The organism is Marinobacter sp. AN1 (assembly GCF_026013985.1).
Classification (GTDB): domain Bacteria; phylum Pseudomonadota; class Gammaproteobacteria; order Pseudomonadales; family Oleiphilaceae; genus Marinobacter; species Marinobacter segnicrescens.
The window spans coordinates 930,691-947,714 of sequence record NZ_CP110342.1 but is presented as its reverse complement, the minus strand read 5'-3'; the positions used below and the strand labels follow the sequence as shown (position 1 = coordinate 947,714).

Here is a 17,024-nt window from a genome sequence, read left to right as displayed (position 1 = left end):
TCCTGACCGGATCAGCGGCCTTTCTCTACTGCGCCTACGCAGGCTTACTCTGACAGGAAGAATCCCTGTCCGGAGCGCGAAACCAGCAGGAGCTGAACGTAGCAGGTGAGCCCGAAACACTCAGGGCTCACCACCCAGTGGTGTGCCATCACCAGCGCCGGCTTCACCAGCTGCTTCCCCCGGTTCTTCTGCCGATCCGGAAGACTCTGCCTTTGCCTGACGCATAAAGGCGATCCCGCTTTGCAGCACCATCGCCCTGAAGCGGGCATCCGCCTGGCCGAAGATGCCGAGCGCAAACGCACCCAGCGCAGCTTCCAGGGGATTATCGCGGATGGCCTGTTCGAGGCGCTCGCGCATGGTTGGGCTCTGTTCTCCATCGCCGTCACCTTCTCCCGATGTCGCCCGGGAGCGGATCAATCGCCAGAAGAAGAGACCCAAAAGCAGAAAGCAGGTAGCGCCGGATATGGCAAGCGCACCGGCTTGCCCCACCAGGGGCGTAAGGCCTGCCGTCGCGGCCCACAGAAGCAAGACCAGGCCAGCGATGAGGAGGGCCGACAGCAAGGCAAATGCCAGCAGTGCTCCGATGAGCGCGGCAATGGCCTTGCGGGCCAGCCCTTCAATTTCCTGTTTGGAATACATGGTTACCGGTCGAGCAGCTTGCCAACCACCAGTCCGGCCAGGAAGAGGATGATGACCGTCAGGAACGGTCGCTCAGAGATACGCTCTTCAGCTTCGTGGAGTGCCTTCTCACCGGCACCGCGGGCGTAGTCCAGCGCTTCCTGGCTTTCCCGGCGAATTTCGTCACGGAAATTGTTCAGGTTGCTCTTCTGCCCGTCGGCCACGCTCTTGCTCAGTTTGGCCAGGTCTTCGCGCAATGCCTTAAGGTCAGCTTTGACCTGCTCGTATTCAGCGTTGGATGCCTTAACGTCCTGTGATTGTGCTGCCATTGCCTATCTCCTTGATGGATGATGACTTTCCAAGTGTTTTCTGACCATGCTCCCTCAAGGTAGCACAGGTATGCAGGTACGTCGGCATTATTGAGGGAATGTCATGGGCCGGCACCGCCGGTCATCGGTCCAGCAACTCGATCCAGTGTCGCACCGGCACGGATGCGCGGGTTTCCAGGTGCAGTTGGCACCCAACATTGGCGGTGACAATCTCATCTGGCTGGTCCACGGTGAGCGCAGCAAGTTTGTTGGCCAATAGCCGCTGGCTGAGTTCCGGTTGCAGCACCGAGTAGGTACCGGCGGAGCCGCAGCAAAGGTGTTTATCGGTGGTTTCCGCCAGCGTGATGCCCGCCTTTTCCAGTACCTGCTCCACCACCCCGCTCTGCTTCATGGCATGCTGCAGGGTGCAAGGACAGTGGAAGGCCACCTTGCCCTGCCCTTTCGCCAGGCCCAGGCTGCCCAGGTCCTGCTGCAGCAGAAACGCGCCCAGGTCCATCGTCAGTTCGCTCACCCGGCGGGCCTTGTCTGCGTATGCCGGGTCGTCCTTCAACAAATGACCATAGTCCTGGACCATGGCTCCGCATCCGGACGCCGTCATGACCACTGCCTCGGCCCCGTTTTCAATAGCCGGCCACCAGGCGTCGATATTACGCCGCATGTAGTCGAGGCCATCGCCATGCTCTCCGAGATGGTAACTGACGGCGCCACAGCAGCCCGCCGCCGGCGCCTCTACCAGGGTAATACCCAGGCGGCCCAGCACCCTGGCCGCAGCGGCGTTGGTGTTCGGTGTCGCCGAGGGCTGCACACACCCGGCCAGGGCCAGCACCTTGCGAGGGTGGCTGCCCACAGGCCAGGGGCTGGCTTCACGTCTCGGGGGAATCTTGCTGCGCAGGGGTTCAGGCACCAGGGGGCGGGCAAGCTGGCCGACCCGCAGCAAGCTTCCGAACAGGCGCCGATTGGGCAGCACCCGCAACAGCGCCTGTCGCAGCCACCGCTCCCGTGCAGGACGCTCTATCCGGTCTTCCATCAGCCCGCGGCTGATATCCAGCAGGCGGCCGTACTGCACGCCGGAAGGGCAGGTTGTTTCGCAGGCCCGGCAGCTCAGGCACCGGTCCAGGTGCTCCTGGGTCCTTTCGGTAGTTTCGTGCCCCTCCAGGAACATTTTCATCAGGTAGATGCGCCCGCGGGGGCCGTCCCGCTCGTCACCCAACTCCTGGTAGGTGGGACAGGTCGCCGTGCAAAAACCACAATGCACGCAGCTGCGCAAGATGGCTTCGGCTTCCTGGCCTTCCGGTTGTGCCGCGAATTCCTGAACAAGGTTGGTTTGCATGATTACAGCCAGCTATAAAGATGTCCGGGATTGAAAATACCGTTGGGATCAAAGGCCGCCTTTAGGCGCTTCTGGATGGTTCGCAACGGCGACGGCTGAGGATGCATCACCTCTCCGCTGCGGTCACCATGGCAGAACAGGCTCACCTGCCCTCCGGCCCGGGCGGCCCGTTCCGCCATGACGGACAGGGATTCGTCCTGCCTGCTCCAGCGCTGGGCACCACCCCAGTCAATCAGTGTCCTCTCACCCAACTCCTCCAGGGCAGCGGTCGGGTTGACGGAGAAACGCCACAAGGGTTCAGTACCATTAAAGAAGGACAGCCGCTGATCACGAAGATCACGCCAGAAGGCCTCGCCGTCCTCAAGCACATTCATTTCGCCACCACTGTCAGCCACCCAGCGCTTTGCCGTTGCCTCCACGGCGGTGGCCGCACCGGACAGGCGCAGATACAGGTGGCCATCGTACCAGCAAGCCGCCGACAGGGGTTTGGGCTGGCCGGCCAGCTGGTTCATGGTGTCGATGGCCTGCTGTTGCGCCATGGGTTGTACCAGGGTCTGCTCCATGGCTGGCAGCGGCAGCACCTTCAGGGAGACCTCTGTTATCACACCCAGGGTACCCAGGGCGCCGGCCTGCAAGCGGGAGGCATCATAGCCCGCCACATTCTTCATCACCTGGCCACCAAACTTCAGGTGCTCGCCCCGCCCGTTGATCAGCCGCAGCCCCAGCAGGTGGTCCCGCACTGAGCCCTGCCAGGGGCGGCCCGGACCGGAGAGATTGGCGGCCAGGGTGCCGCCAATGGTGTCGGTGTCGCCGAATCGGGGCGGCTCGAATGCCAGTCGCTGGTTGTTCTCCGCCAGCACCGCGTCGATATCCGCCAGGCGTGTGCCGGCCCTGACGGTCATTACAAGCTCCACCGGCTCATAACTGACGATGCCGGTATGTTCCGCCACGCTCAGGGACTCCCCCCGAAGGCCGCGCCCCAGGAAAGGCTTGCTGCCGCCCCCGGAGATGGCCAGTGCGGTACCCGTTTCAGCTGCCTGTTTAACCTGTGTTACCAACTGTTGGCTGATATCACCCATGACTGGCCTCCCCTGCCTGCGCAACCTCTGGCTGGCGCAGGGGACCAATGGCACGGTACTCCTGGCACTGGCGAAGGGTAGGTACCCCCTTGCCCGGGTTCAGGATGCCCAGGGTATCAAAGGCCTGTTTGATGGCATGGAACTGGGACACTTCCAGGTTGCCGAACTGGTTCGGCATCTGACGGATTTTCTCCATCCCGACACCGTGCTCGCCGGTGATGCTGCCACCCACGGCAACGCAGAGATTCAGAATGTCGCCGCCGAAGGCTTCGGTACGCTCAAACTCGCCCTCCACATTGGCATCGAACAGGATCAGCGGGTGCAGGTTGCCGTCACCGGCGTGGAATACATTGGCGACGCGCAGCCCGTAATGCTCTGACAGACGCTGCATTTCCGTAAGAACGTGGGCCAGCTGGCTTCGGGGAATGGTGCCATCCATGCAGTAATAGTCCGGGGAGATTCGCCCTACCGCCGGGAAAGCGGACTTGCGGCCTTTCCACAGCAACGCCCGTTCTTCCTCCGAGCCGGAGGTACGCACCGACGTGGCCCCCAGTGCCCGGAACAGGGATTCGGCCTGGTGGATGTGGTCGTGCACTTCTTCCTCGGTGCCGTCCACCTCACACAGCAAAAGGGCTGCCGCATCAGTGGGATAACCGGCATTGGCGAAGTCTTCCGCCGCCTGGATGGCAAAGCCGTCCATCATTTCCAGGCCACCGGGAATAATGCCATGGCCGATAATCCCGGCCACGGCCGCGCCGGCTGCCTGGACAGTATCGAACCCGGCCATGACCACCTGGGCTACCTCCGGCTTCGGTAACAGTTTGACCTGCACCTCGGTGACAATACCCAGCAACCCTTCGGAGCCGGTTATCAGGGCCAGCAGGTCCATGCCACAGCTGTCATAACCGTCGCTGCCAATGGTCACCCGCTCGCCCTCTGCGGTCACCACTTCCACACTCAGCAGGTTGTGCACCGTCAGACCATACTTGAGGCAATGCACGCCTCCGGAGTTCTCGGCCACGTTGCCGCCAATGGTGCAGGCGATCTGGGAGGACGGATCCGGGCCGTAATAAAGGCCGTGCCTTGCTGCCGCCTCGCTGATGGCCAGGTTACGAACACCCGGCTGGAGGCGGGCGCTGCGGGCCTGCGGATCGATGGAGAGAATGCGATTGAACTTGGCCAGCGACAGAACAATACCACCGGCATGGGGCATGGCGCCGGCACTCAGCCCTGTGCCGGCGCCCCGGGCCACCACTGGTACTTCTTCAGCGTGGCAGATCCGCATGATCTGCTGCACCTGTTCCACGGTTTCCGGCAATAGCACCATCTGCGGCATTTCGCAGTACATGGAAAGGCCGTCGCACTCGTAGGGGCGGATGGTCTCGTCGTCGGTGATCACAGAGTCCGGGCTGAGAAAGCGCCGGAAGCGATCAGCGAGGCTTGCCCGGTACACAGGGGGAAAATCCGTACGCCCGTCAATGGGCCGGGGCGTGTCCGTTTCATGGGAGTTTGCCACTGACATGATTCAACCTGTCGCGATTATGGCTGTTGTTTCAGGTCATCATAAGGAAGCAAGTGCCGGAGCACCACCAGACTTTTGTTGATTAATTCAGCTATCCTGACGACCATGCCTATTGATTTTCTGTGTGGCAATCCGTACAAAGTGCGCCTTTCTGTAAAATGCGTGCATTTTCTGTTCATGGTGCCGGATCTTTCGTGTATTTTTCACGCATCATGAAGAAGTCATTACCGGAGTATGGCCATGGCGGACGTCGCCCCCCTGATCTGCAGGGACATCCACAAGACTTTCGACCAGAACGAGGTGCTCAAGGGCATTTCCCTGGAAACCCGCAAGGGCGATGTGGTGTCGCTGATCGGCAGTTCCGGCTCCGGCAAGAGTACCTTTCTGCGCTGCATCAATTTGCTGGAAACACCCACCTCTGGCGACATTATCGTGCATGGCGACCCGATCCGCTTCAAAACGGATCGCAAGGGCGAGCGCATTCCCGCCGACAACCGCCAGGTGGAGCAGATCCGCGCGCGACTTTCCATGGTGTTCCAGGGATTCAACCTATGGTCCCACATGACGGTACTCGAGAACGTCATCGAAGCACCGGTACATGTGCTGAAAGTGCCCCGGAAAGAGGCAATCGAGCGCGCGGAGGCCTATCTTCACAAGGTAGGCATCTATGAGCGCAAGGACTACTACCCGGCCCAGATGTCTGGCGGGCAGCAGCAGCGGGCGGCCATCGCCCGTGCCCTGGCCATGGAGCCGGAGGTGATGCTGTTTGACGAACCCACCTCTGCCCTTGATCCTGAACTGGTGGGCGAGGTTCTGAAAGTGATGCAGGGACTGGCCGAGGAAGGGCGCACCATGATTGTGGTGACCCACGAGATGGCCTTCGCCCGGGATGTGTCCAGCCAGGTCCTGTTCTTGCATCAGGGAGTGATCGAAGAACAGGGAAGCCCTGAAAAAGTCTTCGATCACCCGGAATCGGAGCGCATGCAGCAGTTCCTCGCGCCCCGGTTCTGAGCCAGCTCAAACGCTGGTAAAACGAAAAAACAGGACTGGAAAAAAGAGTCCCGACAACCCTGAAATCGCAACACTGGAGAAACCCCATGAAGAAAATGATTGTTGCAGCGGGCTGCGCCCTGGCCATGATGGCCGGCTCCGTACAGGCCCAGGACGGCAGGGATATCCGCATCGCCTTTGATGTGCCCTACGAGCCCTTCGAGTACCGGGATGACGACGGCAACCTGACCGGCTTTGAAGTGGAACTGGCCGAGGCCATGTGTGAGGAACTGAAGGCCAACTGCGAATTCGTCACCCAGGCGTGGGATGGCATGATTCCGGGCCTGCTGGCACGCAAGTTCGACGCCATCATGTCCTCCATGTCCATTACCGAGGAGCGGGCAGAGCGTGTACTGTTCTCCGAGCCCTACTACAACACCCCGGGCGGCTGGTTTGCCCCTGAAGGCTTCGACACCGACGTCACCGACATGAAGGCAATGGAAGGCAAGACCGTGGGCGTTCAGCGTGGCACCACCATGGATACGTATGTAACCGAGAACATGGGCGGCGTGGTCACCATCAAGCGCTACACCACGGCCGATGACATGGTCCTGGACCTGGAAGGCCAGCGCCTGGACGTGGTCTTCGTGGACTACCCGGTGGGCGAGCAGACCGTACTGAGCAAGGACGGGTTCAAGGAAGTGGGCAAGCCGGTCAAGCTGGGTCAAGGCGTCGGCGTTGCTATGCGCAAGCGTGACAAGGACCTGGCCGAGGAAATCAACGCAGCCCTCGAGACCCTGAAGAATGATGGCACCTACGACGCCATCATGGAGAAATACTTCAGCTACGACATCAAGATGTAAACCACGAGGTGGCCGGGCCTGCCCGGCCACCTTTGCCCGGATGCCCCCATGATCGATCTTAAAGGCTATGGTCCGCAGCTTGCCGAAGGCGCGGTCGTCACTATCGAACTGGCCTTGCTGTCCCTTCTGCTGGCCCTGTTCCTGGGTCTCACCGGCGCTGCTGCCAAACTGTCTGCCAGCCGGGTTGCCCGGGGGGTAGCCACTACCTACACCACTATCGTCCGGGGTGTCCCGGACCTGGTCATGATGCTGCTGTTCTATTACGGCGGCCAGGTCCTGGTGAACGGCATTTCAGACCTGCTCTACGAACACTACGAAATCGACTGGTTCTTCCAGTTCGACCCGTTTATTTCCGGTGTACTGACCATCGGCCTGATCTTCGGTGCCTACATGGCTGAAACCTTCCGCGGCGCCTTCCTGGCGGTGGAAGCTGGCCAGATCGAAGCGGCCCGCGCCTATGGTTTCACCCGCTGGCATACCTTCCGCCGGGTCATGGTACCCCAGATGATGCGCCATGCCCTGCCCGGTATCGGCAACAACTGGCAGGTGCTGCTGAAAACCACCGCGCTGGTATCCATCATTGGCCTGACCGACATGGTTCGTGTGGCGGAGGAAGCGGCCAAGGCTGAACGGTCGCCGTTCCTGTTCTTTATCCCGGTTGCAGCGGTCTACCTTGCCCTGACCGCCGTAACCGAGTTGTTTATCAAGTGGCTCAATCGCCGGGCCAACGTCGGCGTCGTGCAGGGGGAAGGCTGATATGCCGGACTTCATTACCGCCTGGCTGGACCAGAACGACGTCTTCACCACCATGACCATGCTGGAGTACTGGAACGGCCTGGTACAGACGGTGCAACTGGTCTTCCTGTCCCTGATCATCGGCCTGCTGGTGGCCGTGCCCCTGGCCATCCTGAGAACGAACCGCCGTTGGTGGGTGTCCGGACCGGTGTGGGTGTATACCTACCTGTTCCGGGGCACGCCACTGCTGATCCAGCTGTACATCATCTACTATGGACTGGCCCAGATTCCCGGCATCCAGGAAACCTTCTGGTGGTCCATCTTCCGTGAGCCCTTCTACCCAGCCCTGCTGGCCTTCACCCTGAACACCGCAGCCTATACCACGGAGATCTTCCGGGGCGCCATTGCGGCCACTCCCCAGGGCGAGATTGAAGCAGCCAAGGCCTATGGCATGAGCTGGTTCCTGCGGCTGCGTCGCATCGTGCTGCCCAGCGCCGCCCGTCGCGCGGTGCAGGCCTACTCCAACGAAGTCATCTTCATGCTCCACGCCAGCGCCATTGCCAGCGTGGTGACCATCGTGGACCTGACCGGGGCGGCCCGTAATATCTACTCACGGTTCTATGCGCCCTTCGAGGCGTTTATCGGGGTGGCCCTGATCTACATGGCCCTGACCTTCCTGCTGGTGTTCGCCTTCCGCAAGCTGGAGAACCACCTGCTCCGACACCAGCGCCCCGCCGGGGGCTGAGCAATGGGCCCGGCGCAGGCGCTGTTCGATCGCCACGGAGACTGGTTATCCCACACCCTGGCGATGAGCGAACAGGCCTGCCCGGTAGCGGCTGTAACCCTGCCCGATGGCGGACAGCTGCAACGCCTGGGCACCGGCCTGCTGCGCTACCACCCTGACGCTGGAACAATCCCGAAAACCGGCCTGATCCTGTCCGCCGGCATCCATGGCAACGAGACTGCCCCCATCGAGCTGCTAAACGCCCTGGTTAACGACCTGCTTCAGGACCGACTGCATTCCCGTATTCCGCTGCTACTGATCCTCGGCAACCCGCCGGCAATGGTGGCTGGCGAACGGTTCCTGGAGCACAACCTGAACCGACTGTTCTGCGGGGCATGGGAGGCTTACCCGGAGGGCTACGAAACCCGCCGGGCCAGTCAGCTGGAGGCGGTTTGCCGGGAGTTTGCGGATGAAACCAGCTTGCCACTCAGGCACTACGACCTGCACACCGCCATCAGGCCGTCCAGGCGAGAGAAGTTCGCCCTCTATCCCTATGTGGAAGGCCGGCAGGTGCCGGACACGGAGCTTGATTTCCTGACCGATGCCGACATTGGGACCGTATTGCTGCAGCACAGACGAGCAACGACGTTTTCAGGCTTCAGCTCGGAGTATCTGGCCGCGGAAAGCTTCACCCTGGAACTGGGCAAGGTGGAACCATTCGGCCATAACGACCTGAAACGACTGGACCGGCTGCGAAGCGCCCTGATTAACCTGCTGGAACAAAGGCCACTGGCGACGGCTGCCGGGCCACAGTGCCCCGAGATATTCCAGGTAGTGCACGAGGTCATCAATACCGGGGAGGGTTTCCGCTTTCACGTGGCGGATGATGTGGCCAACTTTACAGAGTATGCCCCCGGCACCCTGATCTGGGAGGATGCGGACACGGAATACCGGGTAGGCGATCAGCCGGAGGCGGTTATCTTCCCAAACCCGAAGGTGCCGGTGGGACACCGGGTGGCGTTGATGATCAGAAAGTCCTAGCTAGGACCTTTGAGCCCCAATCCTGACTCATACCTCATGCTGAAAATCGTAGATCGACCCCAGGCCAAGAATCCCGGTCAGTTCATCCAGGGCGTGCCTGCTTTCTTTCAGTAAGTCAGGATCAGCCAGGTCCGCAGGTACTAGCTCATCCCGGTAATGACCCTGCACCCAGGCCACCAGCCGGTTGTAGAGATCGTCGCTGAGCAACACACCCTGGTTCATCGCTGCAACCGCCTCGTCTGCCAGCGCCACCCGCAAACGCAGACAGGCCGGGCCGCCGCCATTGCGCATGGACTGGCGCAGGTCGAAGGTTTCGATACCGGTGATGGGGTTATCAGCCGCCAGCACCTCATCCAGGTACCGGTTAACCGATGGCACCTCACGACACTCCGCCGGCACCACCAATAGCATGCCGTGTTCCACCGACAACAGCTGACTGTTGAACAAATAGGATGACACCGCATCCCTGAGCGACACCTGGCCGGACGTCACACGGATAGTCTCCAGCGGTGTATCCCCGAGTTTCTCCCGCAACTCCGCCAGCATGGGTTCCTCATTCAGGAACGCTTGTTCATGGTAGAACAGCAGGTTTTCATTACCCACGGCAATCACGTCGTTGTGGAACACCCCGGCATCGATGGCCGCCGGGTTCTGCTGGGCGAAGACCGTCCGTTCCGGTTTCAGCCCATGGAGGCGCGCCACGGCCCGGGAGGCCTCCAGGGTCTGCCTTGCCGGGTAGGTTTGCGGTATCGCGGCACGGCTGTCGAAGGCCATCTGGCCATACACAAACAACTCCACCCCGGGCCTGCCATGGCCGGCACACAGGCGGGTATGGTTGGCGGCGCCTTCGTCACCAAACTGAGGCACCGACGGCAACGGAGCGTGGTGGGCGAACCAGGCCTCGTCAGTAAAAATCGACTTGAGGATGCGCCCGGTTTCCGGCGCCTCCAGGGAACGGTGAAAGCTGGAAGACAGGTTAGCGGGGGTAAAGTGCACCCGATGGTCGGCGGTGTCCGCTGCCGGTGAGACGGTAGCCGCATTGGCAACCCACATGGAGGACGCTGAGCTGACCGCTGAGAGCAGCTCGGGGGACTCCTTTGCCACACGGGAGAGCATGGCCTCCTCGGTGCCGGTAAAGCCCAGGCGTCTTAATGTAGGTATATGGGGACGTTCCTGGGGTGGCAGAACGCCCTGCAGCAGGCCCCGGTCGGCCAGGGCTTTCATCTTGGCCAGGCCCTGAAGCGCGGCCTCTTTCGGATTGGATACCTGGTTGGCGTTGGCTCCAGAGGCGAGGTTGCCCCTGGCGAGGCCCGCGTAGTTATGGGTCGGGCCGACCAGGCCGTCCAGGTTCATTTCCCGAGTTTTGGCTTGGGTGTTTGTTTTTTTTGGGTTGTAGGTATCCATGGAGTTTGGCCTTTGCTTTCGGACTAATCTGCGCGTTGGGTGTATAGATCTTTGTTTGCTGGCTTGGGTGGAGGCCCCCGCAGGCCGATGAGGCCTTTCGGGACACGCCGTAAACCCGTCCATGGGGGCTCTTCAAAAACGTCCCTGTTTTTGAAGGTCCCGAAAGGCCTCCTCAACCCGCGACGGCCCCTACTATTCAGCTGCCTGCTCCACCCTCTCCCCGGCCCTCTCCCATCAAGGGAGAGGGTGTTAACCAACAATTTCAGCGCCAGCACTTAAGCCGAACAGCGGGGCTCAACAACCGGAACCTAAACGGGGCCTTGCATCTTTATGCTTCAGGCAACCGAAAGGTCCGAGTGTCCACGGGTTGAGAAGATTTTCCGGGACCTTCAAAAACAGGGACGTTTTTGAAGAGCCCCCATGGACGGGTTTACGGCGTGTCCCGGAAAATCTTATCGGCCTGTGGGCACATACTCCCAAGCCCGAAGGCAAAGCTTTTGGAGGCAAGCACCCAAACGAAGTACCTGGAAAATTACAGCTTTAACCCCGGAGCCAATTCCTCAGGCAACGACACCCGATCAGCCTCAAGGGAAGCCATAGGCCACGCACAATAATCCGCAGCGTAATAGGCACTGGGCCGATGGTTACCGGAATCCCCTACCCCACCAAAGGGCGCCGCGCTGCTGGCACCGGTCAGTGGCCGGTTCCAGTTCACGATACCGGCGCGGACCTCCTCCACCAGCCGGTAATATAACGCTCGCTTATCGGTCAGGATACCGGCCGCCAAACCAAACCGGGTGTTGTTGGCCAACTCGATGGCCCCATCAAAACCCTTGTACCGGTAAACACTCAGTAGCGGCCCGAAATACTCCTCATCAGGTGCCTCCACCCCGGTCAGGTCCACAATGCCCGGGGTCAGCAACCCTGTGCCTTCCTCATGGGACATCTCCAGCAGCGACTTGCCGCCCGCTGCCGTCAGCTTGTGCCAGGCCTCCATCAGCCGGCCGGCAGCGTCCGACGAGATAACCGCACCCATGAAGGGCTGCGGGTCCGCGTCGTACTGACCGACGGTAATGTCCTTGGCAGCCTCGACCAGCTTCTCCAGGAACGCATCCCCTGCCTTGCCCTCGGGCACCAGTAACCGGCGTGCACAGGTACAGCGCTGCCCTGCCGACAGGAATGCAGACTGCAACGTGTGGTGGACCGCAGCAGTGGTATCTTCTACATCCTCCACGATCAGCGGGTTATTGCCACCCATTTCCAGCGCCAGGATCTTGTGGGGCTGGCTGGCGAACTGTTCGTGGAGAAGCTTCCCTACTGTGGAGCTGCCGGTGAAGAACAATCCGTCGATCTGCGCATGCCCGGCCAACGCCCGGCCGGTGTCAGCTTCCCCCTGCACCAGGTTCACCACGCCGTCCGGAAGGCCCGCCAGGTGCCACAGCCGCACCGTCATTTCCGCAACGCCCGGGGCAAGCTCGCTGGGTTTGAACACAACCGTGTTACCCGCCAGCAACGCGGGGACAATATGGCCATTGGGCAGGTGCCCGGGGAAGTTGTATGGGCCGAAGACAGCCACGACACCGTGAGGCTTGTGGCGCAGTACCGCCTTTCCTCCAGGCACGTCGGAGGTTCGCTCACCGGCCCGTTCTTCCCGCGCCCGGACGGAGATATCGATCTTGCCAATCATGGCAGACACTTCCGTGCGGGATTCCCACAGCGGCTTGCCGGTTTCACAGCCAATCTGGTGGGCCAGTTCTTCGCGATGCTCTTCCAGCAGCTCGCCGAAGCGACGGATGATGGCCTCCCGCTCGCTCACAGGCCGTCGTGCCCAGGCTGGGAACGCCTCGCGGGCTTCTTTCACTGCAGCATTCACATCGTCCAGACCGGCACCAAGCCCTTGCCACAGGGTTTCGCCGGTCACCGGGTGGATGGACTCCAGCTCCTCTCCATGGCCGGAAGCCCAAAGGCCGTTGATAAACAGTTCTCCGGTTAGCGTAAGGCTCATGGAACACCTCCCGTGCCCATTTGAAGATGGTATTACCAGTATCGGCCCGAGCAGGTACAACCTGTCGGGTTTATGATCGCCTGCCGGCAGCTGGGACTATCAGCGAATGATCCTGGTTGATACTAAAGGTATTGGTCAGAACAGCGCTTCTTTCAAGGGCGCGATCCTTACCTGGTCACCTTCGGCCACCCCCAGCGCCTCCATGATGGGCCCCGGCATCTGTACCTCTTCATCACGGATGGCGACCCTGGGCAAGGTGCCAACCCGGAAGTCTTCAAAGGAGCGATTGCTGACCATGACCCGCTCCCCGGCTGGCAGATTGCTCAGTAAAGGCCGGTCGACCCGCCTTGCCGGGCGCAGGATGCTCTGGCGGATGGTACGAATGTTGTGGAGGAAGGCTTCCACCACCGGGCCGCCGTCGAAGATGTCCACCAGGCCGTTGAAGTTGAAGCCTTCGGCCTGAAGCATGTTGAGGGCCGGTTCGGTGTTTTTGTGGACCTTGCCGATGACTTCGGTGGCACTCTCGGGCAATAAAGACAGGTAGATGGGGAAGCGGGGCATGAGCTCGGCGATGAAGGATTTGTTGCCCCGTGCGGAGAGTCTGTCAGCCTCGACAAACTCCATGTCGAAGAAGCGCCGGCCCAGGGCGTCCCAAAAGGGGCTTTGTCCCTGTTCGTCGGAGACGCCGCGCATTTCGGCGAAGATTTTGTCGGAGAAATGCTCGCGGAATTCGTCCAGGAACAGGAATCGGCTGCGGGAGAGCAACAGGCCGTTGCCGCCGCCACGGTGGCTGTCGGCCAGCAGCAGGGAGCCGATTTCGGTGGCGTCGGTCATGTCGTTGGTGAGGTAGAGTGTGGGGGTCCTTACGTGGACGTTGAGTTCGCGGCTGTCGCTGACGGTGATGCTGAGGCGGTAGTTGTAGAAGACTTCGTCGAGGCCGACGCGGGCCTGGATGCCGCTTATGCCGGCGCAGCGCTTTTGCTCTGTGTCTTCGAGGGCGAAGAGGTAGAGGCCGGCGTCCGGGGGGCATTGGCCGTTAAAAGTGGCCTGGGCTTTGTCGATCTTGGTTTTGAGGAGGGTGCGGTCCGGAGGGAGGGTTGTGAGGCCGTTGCCGGCTGAGGCGGCCATTTCATAGAGATCATCGAGATCATTTTCGGCTAATGGCCTGATTATGAGCATTACCCCCTCCAGGACTGCAGGTTTGGGTGCCAGGCGGCCGGTCTGGTGTTGTTTTCCGGGACACGCCGTGAATCCATCCATGGAGGCTCTTCAAAAACGTCCGTGTTTTTGAAGGTCCCGGAAAACAACACCAGCCCGTCCACCGGAACAATGTGCTATTCGCTGGCTCGTCACCGCAATCGTTTGAAATTGCCCAGGCAGCCCCGGCCTACCTGCCGAAGCTTCATACTATTTGCCAGTTCGCCAGAGCCCTGGGCCATATGTTCTCAACCAGAGCTACCGAAGCATATTGCCATCCGCCAGTTGGGCTTACTTCTCCACCAGTGTAGCCACAGCCTTCTCAAACCGCTCCAGTCCCTCTTCGATATCCTGGTCGGGGATGATCAGTGAGGGGGCCAGGCGGACGACGTTGCCGCCGGCCACGAGGATAAGCAGGCCCTGTTCCTGGGCGGCGGCGACGAAGTCCTTGGCCTTGCCCTGCCACTCTTCGGTCAGCACGCAGCCCAGCAGTAGCCCTTCGCCGCGGACTTCGGTGAAGATGTTGTATTTCTCACCGATGGCCATCATTCCCTTGCGGAGTTTGTCGGAGCGGGCGCGGACGCCTTTGAGAATTTCCGGCTGGCTGATGGTGTCGATGACTTTCTGGGCCACGGCGCAGGCCAGGGGGTTGCCGCCATAGGTGCTGCCGTGAGTGCCGACGCCGAGGCTTTCGGCGATTGCGGTGGTGGTGAGCATGGCCGCCACCGGGAAGCCGCCGCCCAGGCCCTTGGCGCTGGTGAGGATGTCCGGGGTGACGCCGTAATGCTCGTAGGCGTAGAGGTGGCCGGTGCGGCCGGCGCCGGTCTGGACTTCGTCGAATACGAGTAGTGCATCGTTTTCGTCGCAGAGATCGCGCAGGCCCTGTAGGAATTCCGGTTCAGCGGGCAGTACGCCGCCCTCGCCCTGGATGGGTTCGACCACTACGGCGCAGGTTTTCTCCCGGGAGATCAGTGCCTTTACGGAGTCCAGGTCATTGTAGGTGGCGTGGTGGATGCCGCCGGGGGCCGGTTCGAAGCCTTCCAGGTATTTCGGCTGGCCGCCCACGCTGACGGTGAACAGGGTGCGGCCGTGGAATGAGTTGGTGAACGAGATGATCTCGTGTTTCTCCGGACCATGGTGGGTCCAGCCGTGGCGACGGGCGAGTTTGAAGGCCGCTTCGTTGGCTTCACCACCGGAGTTGGCGAAGAACACGCGTTCGGCGAAGGTCAGCTCACACAGGGTCCTGGCCAGGCGCAGGGCCGGTTCGTTGGTGAGTACGTTGGATACGTGCCAGAGCTTTTCGGCCTGCTCCTGGAGCGCACCGATCAGGCCCGGGTGGGCGTGGCCGAGGCTGTTGACGGCAATACCACCGGCGAAGTCGACGTATTCGCGGTCCTGCTGGTCCCAGAGTCGTGACCCTTCACCTCGCACGGGAATCATGGCGCCGGGAGCGTAGTTGGGGACCATGACGTCGTTGAAGAGTTCGCGGGTGACGGGTTCTCTGTTCATACTTTCCTCTCTGGACCTTGCGGAGCCGGCCTCTGTTCCGCACAGGGCCGGGGTTGGAAAGCCTTATCATACGCCAGAGCGGGAGTGTGTGGAAAACTCAGCTGTTTTCCGGGGAGACCGCGAGGATATCCGGCTCACCAATCGGCGGCAGTTCGAGGATCTGCAGGCCACCAATGCCTTTGCCGGACAGGGCCTTGACCACCAGTTTGTAGGAGTCCATGTCAAAAGTGACGGCGGTACCCCGCAGGCTGAGATCGCTCAGTTCTTCTTCCGAGTGTACGGTCGCCACGTGCATCCAGTTGTAAATGATCAGGATGTCGGTGCGGCCGGTGTTGGGGTTTTGCTCCATCACGCCGACAGGCCCCTGCCAGGGCCAGGTTTTCAGCCGCAGGCTGTGGAAGGCAATCTGCACCCGAAGGTTGTAGCGGGTGACATCTTCTTCTCCTTCACAGGCGCCCTTGCAACGACCCAGGGTTCGCTGGAAGCAGGGGCCGTGTTGGTCCGCCGGTTCCAGGTCGAGGAGTTTGTTGCACAGTTCGTTCTTGCTGGCGATGCCGGTCAGGGCCCTCAGGGCATCCCGCTTGCTGCGGAACAGGCCGTAGTAGTGGCCCAGCCGGTGAGGTTCGATCTGCCGAACCAGCCGGGCCTGGAGGTACCCCTGCCCGCTCTCGGTCAGCTCGATGCTCCAGAGTGTCTTGGCCGGCCGGGAGCGGCGGTTGTACATGGGCCGCAGGCCCTTGATCTGTTTGAGTTCCAGCAGCAGGGCCCCCAGTTCGCCGGCGGTCTCTGTCCACTCCAGGCGGCGCATGCTTTCGGACAGGCGTATGCCCTTGCCGGAATTATGATCACCGGAGAAATGGGAGGCCACCCGCTGGGCGATGTTGGTGCTCTTGCCGACATACAGCAGCACATCGTTCTCACCATAGAACCGGTACACACCGGGCACCGCCGGCACCTCGTCCAGTACATCCGGGGGCATATGGGAGGGCACGCTGGGGCGTTGCAGCAGGGTGCGAACGGCCTCTTCCACGCTTTCGTTACCATGGTCGGCAAGCGCGTGGTTGAAGAACTCCATCATGGCGGTGACATCACCCATGGCCCGGTGCCGCTGCACAGCGCCAAGGCCGTGGCGCTGTATCAGGGCATCCATGTTGTGGCGTTTGTACTGGGGATATAGACGCCGGGACAGTTTGACGGTGCACAGCACCTTCGCCGCGAATGGGCGCAACAACCGCCGAAACTCCGCCTTTACGAAGCCATAGTCAAAGCGGGCATTGTGGGCGACGAACACCGAGCCCTTCAGACGTTCTTCCAGCTCATCCGCAATGTCTTCAAACAACGGTGCGCCTGCGACCATCTCGTTACTGATGCCGGTGAACCGCTCAATAAACGGGGGAATGCGCATCTGCGGGTTAAGCAGGGTTTGCCATTCGTCCACGACCTCGCCATCGCGCCAGAAGCGGATACCGATCTCGGTAATACGATCATGGCCCGCCGAGCCGCCGGTGGTTTCCAGGTCGAGGAAGGCGAAGGTGGTGGAGTTGAGGAAGTTCATGAAGGCAGTGTACTTCAAAGCGTGAAACAAGGCCGGAAACTTCTCGACTCGCCTGCTTTCACCCTCTCCCCAACCCCTCTCCCGTCAAGGGAGAGGGGCTTTACACAGGTGCCTCTTCGTACT

At 61.1% G+C, this 17,024-nt stretch carries 15 protein-coding genes; 5 read left to right on the top strand and 10 right to left on the bottom strand.

Going from position 1 to position 17,024, the window contains the following annotated elements:
* Window positions 1–120: 120 nt before the first annotated feature.
* From LJ360_RS04245 to LJ360_RS04225, 5 genes are all read right to left on the bottom strand, one after another.
* Window positions 121–639, bottom strand: a complete 519-nt coding sequence (locus tag LJ360_RS04245) for a hypothetical protein (RefSeq protein WP_264995371.1) — start codon at window positions 637–639, stop codon at window positions 121–123.
* 2 nt (window positions 640–641) lie between these two features.
* Window positions 642–947 (bottom strand): DUF883 family protein, encoded by a 306-nt coding sequence (locus tag LJ360_RS04240; protein WP_091854572.1) that lies wholly within the window; start codon window positions 945–947, stop codon window positions 642–644.
* Window positions 948–1,068: 121 nt separating this feature from the next.
* Complete coding sequence (gene glcF / locus LJ360_RS04235) at window positions 1,069–2,277, bottom strand: glycolate oxidase subunit GlcF (protein ID WP_264995370.1); 1,209 nt, start codon at window positions 2,275–2,277, stop codon at window positions 1,069–1,071.
* Window positions 2,278–2,279: 2 nt separating this feature from the next.
* The gene (gene glcE / locus LJ360_RS04230; RefSeq protein ID WP_264995369.1) at window positions 2,280–3,356 is read right to left on the bottom strand and encodes a glycolate oxidase subunit GlcE; all 1,077 of its coding nucleotides are present in this window, start codon (window positions 3,354–3,356) and stop codon (window positions 2,280–2,282) included.
* On the bottom strand, window positions 3,349–4,878 hold the full coding sequence (locus LJ360_RS04225) for an FAD-linked oxidase C-terminal domain-containing protein (protein WP_264995368.1): 1,530 nt from the start codon (window positions 4,876–4,878) through the stop codon (window positions 3,349–3,351). The genes glcE and LJ360_RS04225 overlap by 8 nt, the downstream gene beginning before the upstream one ends.
* Window positions 4,879–5,118: 240 nt before the next feature.
* Between LJ360_RS04225 and LJ360_RS04220 the strand changes: the two genes are divergently transcribed.
* From LJ360_RS04220 to astE, 5 genes are all read left to right on the top strand, one after another.
* A complete protein-coding gene (locus LJ360_RS04220) occupies window positions 5,119–5,889 on the top strand; it encodes an ABC transporter ATP-binding protein (protein ID WP_248235732.1) in 771 nt (256 codons plus the stop codon).
* Between the two features lie 86 nt (window positions 5,890–5,975).
* A complete protein-coding gene (locus tag LJ360_RS04215; RefSeq protein WP_091854562.1) occupies window positions 5,976–6,731 on the top strand; it encodes a transporter substrate-binding domain-containing protein in 756 nt (251 codons plus the stop codon).
* 48 nt (window positions 6,732–6,779) lie between these two features.
* Entirely contained in the window at window positions 6,780–7,487 is a 708-nt protein-coding gene (locus LJ360_RS04210) for an ABC transporter permease (protein WP_264995367.1), read from the top strand.
* Window position 7,488: 1 nt separating this feature from the next.
* Window positions 7,489–8,211: an ABC transporter permease gene (locus LJ360_RS04205; protein ID WP_091854558.1), complete on the top strand. Its 723-nt coding sequence runs from the start codon at window positions 7,489–7,491 to the stop codon at window positions 8,209–8,211.
* Between the two features lie 3 nt (window positions 8,212–8,214).
* Entirely contained in the window at window positions 8,215–9,231 is a 1,017-nt protein-coding gene (gene astE, locus LJ360_RS04200; RefSeq protein ID WP_264995366.1) for a succinylglutamate desuccinylase, read from the top strand.
* Window positions 9,232–9,258: 27 nt separating this feature from the next.
* Here the strand turns inward: astE and astB are convergent, their stop codons facing one another.
* The 5 genes from astB to LJ360_RS04175 all read right to left on the bottom strand — a co-directional run bounded on the left by astB (window position 9,259) and on the right by LJ360_RS04175 (window position 16,901).
* Window positions 9,259–10,635, bottom strand: a complete 1,377-nt coding sequence (astB, locus tag LJ360_RS04195) for an N-succinylarginine dihydrolase (protein ID WP_264995365.1) — start codon at window positions 10,633–10,635, stop codon at window positions 9,259–9,261.
* A gap of 532 nt (window positions 10,636–11,167) precedes the next feature.
* Window positions 11,168–12,640, bottom strand: coding sequence for a succinylglutamate-semialdehyde dehydrogenase (gene astD / locus LJ360_RS04190; RefSeq protein ID WP_264995364.1), 1,473 nt, complete (start codon window positions 12,638–12,640; stop codon window positions 11,168–11,170).
* 135 nt (window positions 12,641–12,775) lie between these two features.
* The gene (gene astA, locus LJ360_RS04185; RefSeq protein WP_264995363.1) at window positions 12,776–13,819 is read right to left on the bottom strand and encodes an arginine N-succinyltransferase; all 1,044 of its coding nucleotides are present in this window, start codon (window positions 13,817–13,819) and stop codon (window positions 12,776–12,778) included.
* A gap of 309 nt (window positions 13,820–14,128) precedes the next feature.
* Window positions 14,129–15,346 carry an aspartate aminotransferase family protein gene (locus LJ360_RS04180; RefSeq protein WP_264995362.1) on the bottom strand — a complete coding sequence of 406 codons (1,218 nt, stop codon included), beginning with the start codon at window positions 15,344–15,346 and terminating at the stop codon, window positions 14,129–14,131.
* Window positions 15,347–15,443: 97 nt separating this feature from the next.
* Entirely contained in the window at window positions 15,444–16,901 is a 1,458-nt protein-coding gene (locus LJ360_RS04175; protein ID WP_264995361.1) for an exonuclease domain-containing protein, read from the bottom strand.
* Between the last annotated feature and the right edge of the window lie 123 nt (window positions 16,902–17,024).

Coding starts and splice junctions, on each gene's coding strand:
- LJ360_RS04245 (WP_264995371.1), bottom strand. CDS start 639: ATGTATTCCAAACAGGAAATTGAAGGGCTGGCCCGCAAGGCCATTGCC.
- LJ360_RS04240 (WP_091854572.1), bottom strand. CDS start 947: ATGGCAGCACAATCACAGGACGTTAAGGCATCCAACGCTGAATACGAG.
- glcF (WP_264995370.1), bottom strand. CDS start 2,277: ATGCAAACCAACCTTGTTCAGGAATTCGCGGCACAACCGGAAGGCCAG.
- glcE (WP_264995369.1), bottom strand. CDS start 3,356: ATGGGTGATATCAGCCAACAGTTGGTAACACAGGTTAAACAGGCAGCT.
- LJ360_RS04225 (WP_264995368.1), bottom strand. CDS start 4,878: ATGTCAGTGGCAAACTCCCATGAAACGGACACGCCCCGGCCCATTGAC.
- LJ360_RS04220 (WP_248235732.1), top strand. CDS start 5,119: ATGGCGGACGTCGCCCCCCTGATCTGCAGGGACATCCACAAGACTTTC.
- LJ360_RS04215 (WP_091854562.1), top strand. CDS start 5,976: ATGAAGAAAATGATTGTTGCAGCGGGCTGCGCCCTGGCCATGATGGCC.
- LJ360_RS04210 (WP_264995367.1), top strand. CDS start 6,780: ATGATCGATCTTAAAGGCTATGGTCCGCAGCTTGCCGAAGGCGCGGTC.
- LJ360_RS04205 (WP_091854558.1), top strand. CDS start 7,489: ATGCCGGACTTCATTACCGCCTGGCTGGACCAGAACGACGTCTTCACC.
- astE (WP_264995366.1), top strand. CDS start 8,215: ATGGGCCCGGCGCAGGCGCTGTTCGATCGCCACGGAGACTGGTTATCC.
- astB (WP_264995365.1), bottom strand. CDS start 10,635: ATGGATACCTACAACCCAAAAAAAACAAACACCCAAGCCAAAACTCGG.
- astD (WP_264995364.1), bottom strand. CDS start 12,640: ATGAGCCTTACGCTAACCGGAGAACTGTTTATCAACGGCCTTTGGGCT.
- astA (WP_264995363.1), bottom strand. CDS start 13,819: ATGCTCATAATCAGGCCATTAGCCGAAAATGATCTCGATGATCTCTAT.
- LJ360_RS04180 (WP_264995362.1), bottom strand. CDS start 15,346: ATGAACAGAGAACCCGTCACCCGCGAACTCTTCAACGACGTCATGGTC.
- LJ360_RS04175 (WP_264995361.1), bottom strand. CDS start 16,901: ATGAACTTCCTCAACTCCACCACCTTCGCCTTCCTCGACCTGGAAACC.